Genomic DNA, 13,487 nt, shown 5'->3' on the forward strand with positions numbered 1-13,487 from the left:
CGACCTGAGGTCGACCCTCAGCCGGGAAGTTGCGCGCCGAGCAGGTGCAGCGCGCCCGGCACGACCGTCAGCGTCAGCGGGGGCGCCGGGCGCGGCTCCCCGTCGGCGAAAACGCTCGCCTCCGGAGCGTCCACCCGGATCGTCGCGGCGCGGTACGTGCGCACGGCGGGATGCGTCACGTGGGTGCCGTCGTAGAGCCGCGGCTTGACGCGGATCAGCTCGCGGCGGGTCACCGGACCGACGACCGTGACGTCGAGCAGGCCGTCGGTCGGGTCGGCGTCCGGGCACATCCGCATGCCGCCGCCGTACGAGCGGGTGTTACCGATCGCGGCGAGCAGCGCCGGGGTCTCGACGCGGACCCCGTCGAGGTCGAGCGTGAGCGCGTACGTGCGCAGGCGGGCGAGTTCGGCCAGGATCGCCACGTCGTAGCGGCGGGGTCCGCGGGGCCAGCGCATCCGGTTCGCCCGGGCGTTGACCGCCGAGTCGAAGCCCACCGAGAGGATCGCGGCGTACCAGTGGTCGCCCCCCGATCCGGCGCCCCCCGATCCGGCGCCCCCCGATCCGGCGCCCCCCGATCCGGCGCCCCCCGATCCGGCGCCCCCCGATCCGGCGCCCCCCGATCCGGCGCCGTGCGGAGCGGCGCAGTGCGGAGCGGCGCCGTGCGGAGCGGCGCCGGACACCCGGACCGCGTCGATCGGCGTCGTCCGGACGGCGCTCAGGTCGGCGAGGACGGCCTGCGCGGCCTCGATCGGGCCGGCCGGCACCCCTACCGCGTCGGCGAGGTCGTTGCCGGTACCCAGCGGGACCAGCCCGAGCGGCACCCCGGTACCCGCGACCGCCTGCAGGGCCAGGTGCGCGGTGCCGTCGCCGCCCACGGCGACCAGCCCGGCGACGTCCGCGTGGATGGCGTCGTGAGCCTTGGCGACGACGTCGGCCGCCGTCGCCGCCGACAGCACCAGCGGATCGGCGGGGCCGAGCGCGGCGAGAACCTCGTCCAGGTGCCGGCCGACCCGGCCGCGACCGGCGGCCGGATGGGCGATCACCCCGACGCGACCGGCCAGGTCGCCCGGGCCGGACCGGTCAGCGCGCATCGGCGCAGCGTACCGCCGGAGCAGGCGCCGGAACAGCGGACGGCCCCGCACGCGGATCCGCGAGCGGGGCCGGTCAGCGATCGATCAGAGATCTTCCCGGCGCGTCGGCCGTGGGGCCTCACTCGGCTCGACCGGGCCGCTGACGTCGACCGGACCACTGACGTCGACCGGGTCGAGCGCGGTGTCGATCTCGGACGCCTCGTCGTCGGCCAGGCTGCCGTACGAGCTGCGGGCCAGGGCTCGTGCCCTCCGCCGTTCGTTGAGGAACGCGGCCCCGACCGCACCGAAGTACAGCAGGGTCATGCAGGCGCCGAGCGCGGTCATCCCGAACGGGTCGGGCGTCGGCGTGACGACCGCCGTGAACGCGAACGTCAGGAACACCGCGGCCCGCCACCAGCCGAGCAGCCGGCGCGCGCTCGCGACCCCGGCCAGGTTCAGCATGAACACCAGCAGCGGGAACTCGAACCCGACGCCGAAGATCAACAGCATGCCGGTGACGAAATCGATGTAGCCGGCGATATCCGTCGTGAACTGGTACTCGCCGTTCGTCGGCAACAGGAAGTGGATGCCCTTGTTGACGACGAAGTGCGCGAGGACCGCACCGCCGACGAACAGCGGCACCGCGAACGCGATGAACCCGTAGGCCCACCTCCGCTCGCGCCGGTGCAGCCCCGGCGCGACGAACGCCCACAGCTGGTAGAGCCAGATCGGCGACGAGATGATCAGCCCGATGTACAGCGCGATCTTCAGTTTGACGATGATCGGCTCGAGCGGAGTCTGCGCGTTGAGCTGGCACTTCTGGTCGACGAACCGGCGGCAGTACGGATCGGTCAGGAAGTGCTGCACCGGTTCGGAGAAGTACAGACCGATGCACAACCCGAGCAGGATGCCCAGCGACGCCTTGAACAGGCGGTCACGCAGCTCACGGATGTGCTCCATGAGTGTCATCGAGCCGTCCGGCGCGATCACCCGCTTGGGTGTGCGCCGGCGCAGCCTGAGCGCTGGGCTCACCGCTGGTCGCGGGTCTCGCTTCGCGAGTCGACCACCCGGGATTCAACGACCGGGTTGGGCCGCTCGGTGAACTGATCGGCTTGGTCGGTGCGCTCTTCGGTCAGCGGCGCGCGCTCGTGCTTGGCCTCGGCCTTGCCCTTGACGTCGTCCTTCATCAGGCCTTCGGTCTCGGCCTTGAAGATCCGCAGCGAGCGGCCCAGACCGCGCGCAGCGTCGGGCAGACGCTTGGCCCCGAACAGCAGGAGCAGCACGATAACGAGTACTGCGATATGCCAGGGCTTGAGAGCACCCATGACGACACCTCTCGAATCGGGTACCGGTTCATCGTACGTCTCACCGGCCCTGCGGTTCGAAGGATAGGCCCTGAGAATGAGCGGCGGGAACCGGCCCTACGCTGCGTCGGCGCAAATTCGACGCGAGGTAGACATTTAGCGCGCCGGGCGGAGGCTCTCGACCTTCGCCTGCACCTCGAGAACTTGTCCCTGGAGCCGCTCGAGCTCGGACTGCAGCGCCTGCGCCTCCTCGGCCTTGCCTTTGGCGACGTCGGCCGCCCGCTTGAGCCGGGCCAGCTTGGACAGCAACGGCGTGGCGACGAGCCCGAGCAGCACGACACCCAGCACGACGAGGGCCACGACGATCCAGCTGGCGAGGGTCACGGATGCAGACTAGTAGGCCGCCAGCGCCGCCCGCGCCTCGGACCGGACGAGTTCGGCCAGCTCGGGCGGGCCCACGACCTCGGCGTCCTCGCCCAGGCCCATCGCCAGCCGGCGGGCCCACTCCAGGTCGCTGGCCCGCAGCGTCACCAGCCAGGTGCTGCCGGGCTCGGGCCGGACGTCGTCGCAGGGGTAGTACTCGGTGATCCACCGGCTACCCAGGCCGACGCGCAGCGTGATCAGCGGCGAATCGGGCGGCGGCTCGAACACCGTGCCGTCGGCGAGGCGGAAGGCGGAGCCGTCGGAGGCGATCCCCCGGGCCGGGACGGACGGCTCGGGGAGTTCCTCCAGCGCGTCGATCCGGTCGATCCGGAACATCCGGACTGCTTCGGCACGGCGGCACCACGCCTCCACGTACGCGCGCCCGTCGACGACGAGCAACCGCATCGGGTCGATGACCCGCTCGCTCGTCGCGTCGCGCCCGGCCGTGTAGTAGACGATCTTGAGCGCCCGGCCGCGTTCGAGCGCGCCGCGCACCCGGCCGGCGACACCGGTGTCTTCGTAACCGCCGGTGACCGCGACCTGGCGCGCCGAGCGTCCGGCCTCTCCGGCGGCGCTCTCCACCTTCGCGAGTGCGCTGCCCACCGCGGCGCCGTCGACGCCGGGTGTCTCGGCCAGCGCCCGGAGCGCGACGATCAGCGCGAGGGCCTCGTCGGCGGTCAGGCGCAGCGGGCGGTCGAGCTCGGCGTGGTAGGTCAGCGTGACCGTGTCGTCGTCGAGCGACATGTCGATGAGGTCGCCGGGGCCGTAACCGGGCAGCCCGCAGACGAACAACAGCTGCAGGTCGTCGCGCAGCTGCCGCTCGCTGACGCCGTGGTCGGCCGCCACCTCGGAGATCAGCGCGCCCGGCCGGGCCTGCAGGTACGGCACCAGCGCGAGCAGCCGCGCCAGCCGGTCGGTCCCCGCGCTGCTCATCGGAGTGCTTCCCGGCTCGGGACGGATTCGGCCTGCCCCCGGGGCGCCGGGATGCCTGCGGCCATCCGGGTGAGGTGGCGGATCACCGCGTCCCGGACCTCGGGCGGTTCCTGCACGACCACCACCGAGCCGTACCCGGCGAGCCGGACGGCCAGCGCCTCCGGATCCGAGTAGCTCAGCGTGACGAGATCCCAGGCGGCCTTGGCGTCCGGGGCCGGTTCGCCGCACTCGTCGTCGGGATCGAGTTCGGCCGGGGGCGGGACGCTCGCCTGCGGGGCGTTCTCGTCGTCCAGCGTCACGACGGCGCCGGCTCCGGTGACGTCCGCCTCGAGCAGTTCGGGAGTTTCGTCCTCCTCGGGCCGGACCTCGTCGGCCCAGCGGCGCAGACCGGCCGCCGCGCCGACCCGCACCCGGACGCGGGCGGACTTCTGCTCGGTGGGCTCCGGGTCGAACGCGGCGACCTGGGCGACCAGGTCGAGGCCTTCCGGGGGCTCGTAGGCGTCGGCCGGGCCGACCGTGCTGACCGCGCCGACGACCCGGGAGAGCCGGAAGCAGCGGGTCGCGTCGCGGTCGAGGTCGTGGCCGATCACGTACCAGCGGCCGCGCCAGGACACCACGCCCCAGGGCTCCAGGCGCCGCTGCCGCGGCTGGTCGTCGCGCGGGGTGCGATAGCCGAACCTCACCGCGCGGCGGACGTCGATCGCGGCCAGCATCGGGGTGAGCGCGGGATCCACGCTGACCACCGGTTCGATGCCGAGCGGCGGGCCGTCGGTGAGGTCGACTCCCCCGGCGCGCAGCTTGGTGAGGCCGGAGCTCGCCGCGTTGCTGAGCTCGGCGTGGTGCCAGAGCCGGGCGGCGATGCCGACCGCGGCGGCCTCCTCCGGGTCGAGGTGGACCTCGGGCAGCGCGTAGTCGCCGCGGGTGACGCGGTAACCCGGTTCGCTGTCGAACACGCTGTTGGTGCCGGTCTCCAACGGCACGCCGAGGTCACGGAGCTCGCCTTTGTCGCGCTCGAACATGCGCTGGAACGCTTCGTGCGACTTGGGATCGTTCTCGTCGTGCTCGTACCCGGGCACGATCGCCGCGATCTGCGCAGCCGTGAGGTACCGGCGTGTGGACAGCAGGCAGAGCAGAAGGTTGACCAGGCGTTCGGTGCGTCGACGGGACACACCAGCCGACGCTACTTCACTTCTGCGACCAGTGTGGCGCACCCCCGGTGCCTGTTGACGATGTCGTGGCCGGGAGGCCACTACGGTGGTCGGGTGATTCGCTGGCGGCGGGGGCAGGTGCAGTCGGTCGGGCGCGGGTGGGCCGGGGCGGTGGAGCTGACGGTTTCGGTCGAGGGCGCGCCGGTGCGGGCGCTGGCGTATCCGGCCCTGGTCGGGGAACCGGTGGTCGGCGACGACGTGCTGCTGAACACGACCGCCCTCGCGATGGGGCTCGGGACCGGTGGGTACGCGCTGGTCGTAGCGCTGCCGTCGCGGTTGCCGCCGGATCCCCCGGTGCTCGACGGGCCGGGGCACATGGTGAAGGCCCGGTACACGCCCGGCCAGGTCACGGTGCTCGGAGTGGACGAACAGGACTCCCCGCACCACGCGCTGCTGGCCGCGGCCTCGTCGCTGGACGGGACGCCGGTCGTGCTGGCGGATCTGCACTCGGCGTTGCCCGCCGTTCTGGCCGGGGTGCACACCGACCGGCCGTCGGCCCGGGTCGCGTACGTGATGACCGACGGCGGGGCGCTGCCGCTGTGGTTCTCGCGCACGGTGGCCACGCTGCGGGAGGCCGGGCTGCTGGTCGGCACCGTGACCGTGGGCCAGGCGTTCGGCGGCGATCTCGAAGCGGTCACCCTGCACACCGGCCTGCTGGCCGCCCGGCACGTGCTCTCGGCCGACGTCGTCGTGGTCGCCCAGGGGCCGGGCAACCTCGGCACCGGGACGCCGTGGGGCTTCTCCGGAGTCGCGGTCGGCGAGGCGGTGAACGCCGTTTCCGTACTCGGGGGCCGGGCGGTGGGGTCGCTGCGCCTCTCGTCCGGTGACGCCCGGGAGCGGCACCAGGGGGTGTCGCACCACTCACTGACCGCGTACGGGAAGGTGGCACTGGCCGGCGCCGACCTGCCGGTACCGACGCCGCTGCCGGCGGGTTCGGCGGAACGGATCGCGGCGCAACTCGGTGAGCTCCCGGAGCGCCACCGGGTCGTCGAGGTGCCGGTGGACGGCCTGGACGCGGCGCTGCGGGCGGTGCCGGTGAAGCTCTCGTCGATGGGCCGCGGGCTGGACGAGGACCGCGTCTACTTCGAAGCCGCCGCCGTCGCCGGTCGCCACGCGGCGTCACTGCTCTGAACACGGGCCGGCCCGGGCCTCCGAAGAGACCCGGGCCGGCTCGCCGGGCGAGGTGCGACTCAGCCGATCAGTACGGACCGGAGGTCAGCGACGACGTACTGGTGACGATCGTCGAACGGTCGCCGCCCTGCAACACGTTGTCGAGCAGCGCGACCTGGTAGTTGCCCGGCGCCAGGCTCGGCGTGCTCAGGTTGCAGATCAGCTCCTGGTCGGAGATCGCGCCGGCCCCCGTGCACTCGGCCGCCACGGCGCCCGCGGTTCCGGGCGTGGCGTTCGGGTCGTAGGAACCGAGCGCGACCACCAGGTGGGTCCCGGCGTCGCCGTGCCAGGCGAGTGCGGCCGTGCCGTCGTCGGTGAAGTCGATCGCCGGGCCACCCTTCACGTCGGAGATCTGGAAGGAGTTCGTGCCCGGCGTCCCGACCACGTAGTACGGGATGTTGTTCTTCACCGCGAACGACGCATTGGTGCCCGGCAGGGCACCGGAGAAGCGCACCACGTCGCCGACGACCAGGCCGTGCGCGCTCCAGCCGACGACGTCGCCGGTGTCGGTGAACGTGGCCGCCGTGGTCGACACCGAGCCGAGCCGCGTCACGACCTGGAACGCACTGATGGTTCCGGTCGCTCCGGTGATGTCGACCGGAGTACCACCCGGAGTCAGCGACAGCTTCAGGGCCGTCCCGTTGAGCGACGTCACCCAGTAGGTGCCGCCGGACACCAGGCCACCGATCGTTGCGCCGACGGTGCCCAGCTTCACCCGGTCACCGACCACGAGCGAGCCCACACCGGTCGCGCTGAGCGTGATCGTGTCGCTGGCCGCCACCGTCGCCGAGCCGGTCGGCGTGATGGCCGTCGGCAGAGCGAAGTCGCTGTAGGCGAGGCTCGGATCCGTGAAGCCGGATCCGAAGATGTCGAGGATCGTGCTGCTGCTCGAGGAAAGCTGCCGGGGGCTGACGTCCAGACCGTCGAGGAACGTGTACAGGGTGCCGTAGGTGACCGGGCCGCCCTCGGTGCTGAGGACGATCGGCGCGTCACCGGCCGCGTGCGCGGGCACGGTGCCGGTCACGGTGCCGTTGGCCACGCTGACAATCGGGTTGTCCAGCGACGTACCGCCGATCGTGACCTTCGCGGCGGCGGACACGTTCGTTCCGGTCACCGTGATGCTGCTGCCGCCGGCCGTCGGGCCGGAGGTCGTCGACACGTCGGTGATCGTCGGGGCGGTGTAGACCTTGTAGGTGCCGTTGGCCAGCACGGTCGCCGCGGAACCGGCCTGGTTGTCGTAGACGCAGACGTTGTAGGTCGTGCCTCCGGCCAGGCTGGACATGTACTGCGGGGCCTTGACGAGCAGCTTCGAGCCGCTGATCACGGTCACGTTGGTCGCCGGCGAGGTCACCCCGTAGGACGGGCCGAGCGTGCTGATCGTCGCCGTCTGCGACGAGCCGGTCGCCGTGGCCGCCGTGGTGACCACTGCGGTCGTCGAGTTCGTCACCGCGGTGATGACGTTGCCGGTCGCGCCCAGGTTCGGGCTCAGGATCGACGCGCCGACGTCACCCTGGTGGAAGCCCGCGGTCGCCGACGTGACCGTGGTGCTGCCGGACGTCGTGGCGAGGTCGGCGACCTTCCGGACGCCGATGCGCAGAGTCGCGCTGCCCGCGGTCGAGCCGGTCGCCGCGGCCGACAGCACCGCGGTGGTCGCGTTCGTCACCGACGCGATCGTGGCGCCGGCCGGGATCTGCGTGCCGTACACGGCCCGGCCCACGTCAGCTGCCGAGAACAGTGCGTTACCGCCCGACACGATCGTCGTGGTGGCGTTCGTCGTGATGTCGGTGACCTGGCGGGGCAGCGACGGGACGGTCCCGGCGGTCGTCGGGCAGGCGGTGGTGGAGAACTGGATCGCGTTGGTGTTGACCACGTTCGCGGTGTTCCCGATCCGCAGCGTCCCGGTGCTGGTCCGGAACGTGCCGGCGGGCGCGTTGATCGTGATCTGGCCGTTGGAGGGGCCGGTGGGCGGCGAGACGGTGGCGGCCACCGCCTGCGCGGTGTGAGGGGCCAGGGCGGCCAACGTGCTGCCGGCCACGACGGCGGCTACACCGACGCCGGCTGTCCACGTTCTGGACATTTTACTCGAACTAGGCATTGACGCTTTCCTTCGACTCAAACTCGAGGCTCTGGGCCCGGTAAGTAGCGGTCGTCGACCCGTGTCGGCGCGATCAAAACCGACGATAACGTACATAAGTGATTATTAGGAACGTTCGTAACGGACGAATCCATGCATCAGGCGCAAGAGTCGGCGGCGCGGCTCAGCGGATATAAAGCACTAATCGGTCATCCTTGGCCTGCACCGGACGCATCGGCGAGGTACCGGAGGAGCAAACAGGCGTGCGAAACAACGGCCTCAGAGCGCTCGCGACGACGGGGGCTCTTCTCACGGTTCTCGCGGCGTGCAGCACGACCGGCGGGCCGGAAGCGCCTACCGTGGGAACCCCGGGCCCGCCGGGCACGCCCTACGCGTCCGGTGAGTCCGAAGAGCAGGCCAGCAATCAGCCGGTCGAGCCGCTCACCCTCGCCCCACCGCACCCGAGGACGACCGCGCCGCTCCAACCGGCCACCCAGGCTCCCCCGCCGCCGCCCGGCAACACCGCACCCTGCAAGACCACCCAGCTGAGCGTCCGGATCATCCGTCAGCTCGGCACCAGCAAGACCAGCCCCGGCGTCGGCCTGGTGATCCTGAACAACCTCGGCGGCAAAGCCTGCGCACTCAGCGGCTGGCCGGTGATCGGTCTCACCAGCGGCGGTACGGCGCTCCGCGTCCCGGCCACGAACGTCAACCGTCCCCGCCGGCCCGTGGGCATGCTCCTGCAACCCCGGCGAACCGCGTTCGCCGGTGTGCAGTGGCGTAGCTGCCCGCCGACCGCGACCGGCTGCCGAATCGTCGACGGGTTCCGCATCGGCGCGCCGGGCTCGACCGCGATCCCGGCCGAGCTCGCCGGTTTCTCGTCGGCCGAGAGGAAGGGATTCGCGGTCAGCGCGATCGTGGTCGGCTCACTTCAGCCGACCACGACCGACATCCTCGACTGGTGATCGCGGTGCCGCCACAGCGGCACCGCTTCCCTACATCGACGCGATCAGACGGTCCACTCGCTCGTCGACGGCCCGGAACGGGTCTTTGCACAACACCGTGCGCTGGGCCTGGTCGTTCAGCTTCAGGTGCACCCAGTCCACGGTGAAGTCCCGCCGCCGCTCCTGCGCCCGCCGGATGAACTCACCACGCAACCGGGCCCGGGTCGTCTGCGGCGGCACCGACTTCGCCGCGAAGACGTCCAGGTCTCGGGTGATGCGCTCGACCGCTCCGCGCTTCTCCATCACCGCGAAGACTCCCCGGCCCCGCCGGATGTCGTGATAGGCCAGGTCGAGCTGAGCGACCCGCGGGCTCGACATCGTCAGCCCGTGGCGCTCGGAGTAGCGCTCGATCAGCTTGAGCTTCGTCACCCAGTCGATCTCGCGCTCGACCGAACCCAGATCGTCGCCCTCGACCGCCTTGAGCACGCGACCCCACAGGTCGATGATCCGGCGGGCGGCCGGGCCACCGCCGTAGCGCTCGACGAACTCCGCGGCCTTGGTGTGGTACTCGAGCTGGATGTCGAGCGCCGAGATCTCCTTGCCGTTGGCCAGCCGCACGGTGCGGCGGCCGGTGATGTCGTGCGAGACCTCGCGGATCGCCCGGATCGGGTTCTCCAGCGTGAGGTCCTTCATCGTGACGCCGGCCTCGATCATCCGCAGCACGATGTCGGCCGCACCGACCTTCAGCAGCGTCGTGACCTCGTTCATGTTCGAGTCACCGACGATGACGTGCAGACGGCGGAACCGCTCGGCGTCGGCGTGCGGCTCGTCGCGGGTGTTGATGATCGGGCGCGACCGGGTGGTCGCCGACGAGACGCCCTCCCAGATGTGCTCGGCTCGCTGGGACAGGCAGAAGACCGCACCGCGCGGCGTCTGCAGCACCTTGCCCGCGCCGCAGATCAGCTGCCGGGTGACCAGGAACGGGATCAGGACGTCGGCCAGCCGTGCGAACTCCCCGTGCCGCGAGACCAGGTAGTTCTCGTGGCACCCGTACGAGTTGCCGGCCGAGTCGGTGTTGTTCTTGAACAGGTAGATGTCGCCCGCGATGCCCTCGTCACGCAGCCGGCGCTCGGCGTCGACCAGCAGGCCTTCGAGGATCCGCTCGCCGGCCCGGTCGTGGGTGACCAGGTCGGCGACCGAATCGCACTCCGGCGTGGCGTACTCGGGGTGGGAACCCACGTCCAGATAGAGCCGGGCGCCGTTCCGCAGGAAAACGTTGCTCGACCGTCCCCACGAGACCACACGCCGGAACAGGTACCGCGCCACCTCGTCGGGCGAGAGACGCCGCTGGCCCCGGAACGTGCACGTGACTCCGTACTCGGTCTCGAGACCGAAGATCCGCCGCTCCATGATTGAACACTAGCGGGGGTTTCCCACCTTGACCCGGCAACTTCGAGCGTGGTCGATTTGCCCCGTACGGCGGTCGCTCTCCGTTTCTGTTTAGACGCGATTCAGCGACGCGTAGTAGCGCTGGCACTCTTCGTAGTCGGGAAGGCCCCCGGCAGCGCGCAGTTCCGCCAGCGACGGAGCAACCTCGTCCTTCGCCGACAGTTGCGGCGAGTCGGCGGGCCACGCGATCGCCAGATCGGGGTCGAGAGGGTGGATCGCGTGCTCCCTCGTCGGGGCGAACGTCGCCGAGCAGAGGTAGGTCAGCGTCGCGTCGTCGGTGAGCGCGCAGAACCCGTGCCCGAGGCCTTCGGCCATGTACACCGCGCGCCGGTCGACGTCGTCGAGCCGGACCACGTCGTGCTGCCCGAACGTCGGTGAGCCGACGCGCAGGTCGACGACGACGTCGACGACCGCGCCCCGGACGCACGTGACGTACTTCGCCTGACCCGGCGGCACGTCGGCGAAGTGGATGCCACGCACGACCCCGCGCGCGGAAACCGACAGGTTGCCCTGCGCCAGCCCGAGCGGATGCCCCACCGCTTCCGCGAGATGGTCGAACCGGTACCACTCGGTGAACAACCCCCGCGGGTCACCGTGCAGGACCGGGGTGATCTCGAAAGCACCGTCGATGCTCAGCGGTCGAATCTTCACGCGGCCACCGTACTGGCCCCGCCGCCGTCGCGGTTCCCGCCCCTGCCGGGCGTCCGCGGACGGTCCGGCCTCCCTTCCCCGTCGATCGTCACGCCTACCAGGGCACCGCCGAGGGGCATGTTCCGTGCCACGACCGTCCACCCGTGAGCCGACGCGATCGCGGCCACGATGGCCAGCCCCAGACCGGCGCCGGAGCCCGGCGCCGGGCCGCGGGTCCCGTCCCGGTAGAAGCGCTCGAACACCCGCGCGGGGTCGCGTAGGCCGGGCCCCCGGTCGGCGACGGCCAGCAGTACGTCGCCGCGGTCCCCGACCGACACCCGCACCTCGGCCTCGGTACCGGGCGGGGTGTGCCGGACCGCGTTCGCCAGCAGGTTGTCGAGGACGCGGCGCACGCCGACCGGATCCCCAGGCACCGTCGCCGGGTCGGGGGCGTGCACGGTCAGCCCGCGCGCACCGGCCACGGTGGCGGCCGCGACCGCGTCGGTCGCCACCGCGACCAGGTCGACCGGCTCCGTGACCGGGGTGTGGTCCCGGTCCAGCGCGGCCAGGGCCAGCAGGTCGTCGACGAGGAGCCCCATCCGCTGCGCCTCGGACTCGATTCGGGCCAGCACCGTCGCCAGGTCCTCGGGCCGTTCGGCCGCCCCCCGGCGGAACAGCTCGGCGTACCCGCGGATCGTCGCGATCGGCGTGCGGAGCTCGTGCGACGCGTCGTCGACGAACCGGCGCAGGCGCTCCTCGGACGCGTCCCGCTCGCGCCGCGCGGTCTCGATCCGGTCGAGCATCCGGTTGAGCGCCTGCGCGACCTGACGCCCCTCGCGAACCCGTCCGGCACCGCGATCCGCTGCCCCCCATCCCCCGATTTACCGTCGCCCGGCTTCCCGTCGCCCGGTTTCCCGTCGCCGTGGTCCGAACCGCTCGGGGCCACCTCGTCGGCGGACTCCGCGATCCGGGCCAGCGGCCGCAGGCCGCGGCGCACCAGCCACCAGCTGGCCAGCCCGGTCGCGATCAGCGCGACGATCGGCACGCTCAGGATCGTGGTGAGGACGGTCCGGACCAGCGCGTCGGTCGCCCCGGTACGCGAGCCGACGACCAGCGCGGCACCGCCGGATATCCGCGTCACCCGCACCCGCGTCTGCTCGTCCCCGGCCGGTACCCGGCTCAGCCCGGACCGGTAGGGGTACGAGCCCACGGTGTCCGCGGGAAGCGCGCGCCCGTCGGCCGCCAGCACCGCCCCGGCCCTGGCCAGTGCCGCGTCCGGAACCGGTCCGGTGGTCGCCAGCGTGCGGCCCCGGGTGTCGACCACGGCCCCGAACGACAGATGCTCGTTGCGACTGAGCACCGCCCCCAGCGCCGCCCCGATCGGAGCGGGGTCGGCCCCCGGCCCGGTGTCGACCAGCGTCAGGATCGCCGCGGCCTGGGCCGCCGCCGACGTCAGGTTCGACTCGGTGCGCTGACTCGCCACCGAATGAATCGACCACGCGCTCACCAGCGCGGTCCCCAGCAGCCCCACCGCGAGCAGCGCCACCGTGGTCAACGCGACCCGCGTCCGGAGCATCACGACGGCGGCCGCAACGCGTACCCGACCCGCGACACCGTGTGCAGCAGCGGCGGCCCCAGCGGATCGAGCTTCCGCCGCAGATAGCTCACGTACGTCTGGACCGTGTTGTCGCTCGCGCCGAAATCCCCGCCCCAGACGTGGTCGAGGATCTGCGACTTGCTCAGCACCCGGCCGGTGTTCGCGGCCAGGTACCGCAGCAGCCGGAACTCGGTCGGCGTCAGCGTCACCGGGGTGCCGCCCCGCCGCACCTCCTACGCGTCCTCGTCGATCTCCAGGTCACCGCAGGTGAGCAGCGGACGCTCCGGCGGGCCGGACCGACGCAGCACGGCCCGGACCCGGGCGACCAGTTCGTCGAGGCTGAACGGCTTGGTGAGGTAGTCGTCGCCACCGGAGTCCAGCCCGGCGATCCGATCGCGGACGTCGTACCGGGCGGTCAGGAAGATCACCGGAGCGGTCGTCCCACCGCGACGCAGCCGCGCGCAGGCGTCCACACCGGACCCGTCCGGCAGAACGACGTCGAGCACGATGAGGTCGGGCCGGAAGCGGCCGACCTCGGTCAGGGCACCGCGCACCGAACCGGTGACCGCGGTCCGGTAGCCCTCGTAGCGCAGCGCCATCGCGGCGAGGTCGGCGAGCGCGGTCTCGTCGTCGACGACGAGGACTCGGCGCGGTTCGCCGGTCGGCCGTCCCTCGGTCATGGAGT

14 protein-coding genes and 1 pseudogene are annotated in these 13,487 nt (G+C 72.0%); 4 read left to right on the forward strand and 11 right to left on the reverse strand.

All coding sequences use genetic code 11. From position 1 onward, the window contains the following. Positions 1-17: 17 nt before the first annotated feature. From ACIBZJ_RS10810 to ACIBZJ_RS10835, 6 genes are all read right to left on the reverse strand, one after another. Positions 18-1,091, reverse strand: coding sequence for a diacylglycerol/lipid kinase family protein (locus ACIBZJ_RS10810; RefSeq protein ID WP_395927993.1), 1,074 nt, complete (start codon positions 1,089-1,091; stop codon positions 18-20). An 84-nt stretch (positions 1,092-1,175) separates the two neighbouring features. Further along, positions 1,176-2,039 carry a twin-arginine translocase subunit TatC gene (gene tatC / locus ACIBZJ_RS10815; RefSeq protein ID WP_395927995.1) on the reverse strand — a complete coding sequence of 288 codons (864 nt, stop codon included), beginning with the start codon at positions 2,037-2,039 and terminating at the stop codon, positions 1,176-1,178. Positions 2,040-2,098: 59 nt separating this feature from the next. Further along, a complete protein-coding gene (gene tatA, locus ACIBZJ_RS10820; protein ID WP_395927997.1) occupies positions 2,099-2,395 on the reverse strand; it encodes a Sec-independent protein translocase subunit TatA in 297 nt (98 codons plus the stop codon). 135 nt (positions 2,396-2,530) lie between these two features. Then, on the reverse strand, positions 2,531-2,758 hold the full coding sequence (locus tag ACIBZJ_RS10825; protein ID WP_395927999.1) for a hypothetical protein: 228 nt from the start codon (positions 2,756-2,758) through the stop codon (positions 2,531-2,533). Between the two features lie 9 nt (positions 2,759-2,767). Next, entirely contained in the window at positions 2,768-3,730 is a 963-nt protein-coding gene (locus ACIBZJ_RS10830; RefSeq protein WP_395928001.1) for a helix-turn-helix transcriptional regulator, read from the reverse strand. After that, a complete protein-coding gene (locus ACIBZJ_RS10835; RefSeq protein ID WP_395928002.1) occupies positions 3,727-4,899 on the reverse strand; it encodes a helix-turn-helix transcriptional regulator in 1,173 nt (390 codons plus the stop codon). Before ACIBZJ_RS10835 ends, ACIBZJ_RS10830 begins: the two co-directional genes overlap by 4 nt. A gap of 93 nt (positions 4,900-4,992) precedes the next feature. On the opposite strand from ACIBZJ_RS10835, the gene ACIBZJ_RS10840 reads away from it, so the two are divergent. Continuing rightward, entirely contained in the window at positions 4,993-6,069 is a 1,077-nt protein-coding gene (locus ACIBZJ_RS10840; protein WP_395928003.1) for a DUF3866 family protein, read from the forward strand. Positions 6,070-6,136: 67 nt separating this feature from the next. Here ACIBZJ_RS10840 and ACIBZJ_RS10845 read toward each other — a convergent pair whose 3' ends face one another. Next, positions 6,137-8,185 carry a beta strand repeat-containing protein gene (locus ACIBZJ_RS10845; RefSeq protein ID WP_395928005.1) on the reverse strand — a complete coding sequence of 683 codons (2,049 nt, stop codon included), beginning with the start codon at positions 8,183-8,185 and terminating at the stop codon, positions 6,137-6,139. Between the two features lie 260 nt (positions 8,186-8,445). On the opposite strand from ACIBZJ_RS10845, the gene ACIBZJ_RS10850 reads away from it, so the two are divergent. Beyond that, the gene (locus tag ACIBZJ_RS10850) at positions 8,446-9,147 is read left to right on the forward strand and encodes a DUF4232 domain-containing protein (protein ID WP_395928007.1); all 702 of its coding nucleotides are present in this window, start codon (positions 8,446-8,448) and stop codon (positions 9,145-9,147) included. A 30-nt stretch (positions 9,148-9,177) separates the two neighbouring features. Here the strand turns inward: ACIBZJ_RS10850 and pafA are convergent, their stop codons facing one another. The 3 genes from pafA to ACIBZJ_RS10865 form a co-directional block, all read right to left on the reverse strand. Continuing rightward, positions 9,178-10,536, reverse strand: a complete 1,359-nt coding sequence (gene pafA, locus ACIBZJ_RS10855) for a Pup--protein ligase (RefSeq protein ID WP_395928009.1) — start codon at positions 10,534-10,536, stop codon at positions 9,178-9,180. Positions 10,537-10,626: 90 nt separating this feature from the next. Beyond that, positions 10,627-11,226 carry a dTDP-4-dehydrorhamnose 3,5-epimerase family protein gene (locus ACIBZJ_RS10860; protein WP_395928011.1) on the reverse strand — a complete coding sequence of 200 codons (600 nt, stop codon included), beginning with the start codon at positions 11,224-11,226 and terminating at the stop codon, positions 10,627-10,629. After that, positions 11,223-12,008 carry a sensor histidine kinase gene (locus ACIBZJ_RS10865; RefSeq protein WP_395928013.1) on the reverse strand — a complete coding sequence of 262 codons (786 nt, stop codon included), beginning with the start codon at positions 12,006-12,008 and terminating at the stop codon, positions 11,223-11,225. Before ACIBZJ_RS10865 ends, ACIBZJ_RS10860 begins: the two co-directional genes overlap by 4 nt. A gap of 252 nt (positions 12,009-12,260) precedes the next feature. On the opposite strand from ACIBZJ_RS10865, the gene ACIBZJ_RS10870 reads away from it, so the two are divergent. Both ACIBZJ_RS10870 and ACIBZJ_RS10875 read left to right on the forward strand, forming a co-directional pair. Then, entirely contained in the window at positions 12,261-12,401 is a 141-nt protein-coding gene (locus ACIBZJ_RS10870; RefSeq protein WP_395928015.1) for a hypothetical protein, read from the forward strand. A gap of 15 nt (positions 12,402-12,416) precedes the next feature. Next, positions 12,417-12,680: a hypothetical protein gene (locus ACIBZJ_RS10875; protein WP_395928017.1), complete on the forward strand. Its 264-nt coding sequence runs from the start codon at positions 12,417-12,419 to the stop codon at positions 12,678-12,680. A 100-nt stretch (positions 12,681-12,780) separates the two neighbouring features. Here ACIBZJ_RS10875 and ACIBZJ_RS10880 read toward each other — a convergent pair. Next, positions 12,781-13,482: pseudogene (locus ACIBZJ_RS10880) on the reverse strand (response regulator transcription factor). Between the last annotated feature and the right edge of the window lie 5 nt (positions 13,483-13,487).

It is taken from the genome of Cryptosporangium sp. NPDC051539, from assembly GCF_044454545.1.
Classification (GTDB): Bacteria; Actinomycetota; Actinomycetes; order Mycobacteriales; family Cryptosporangiaceae; genus Cryptosporangium.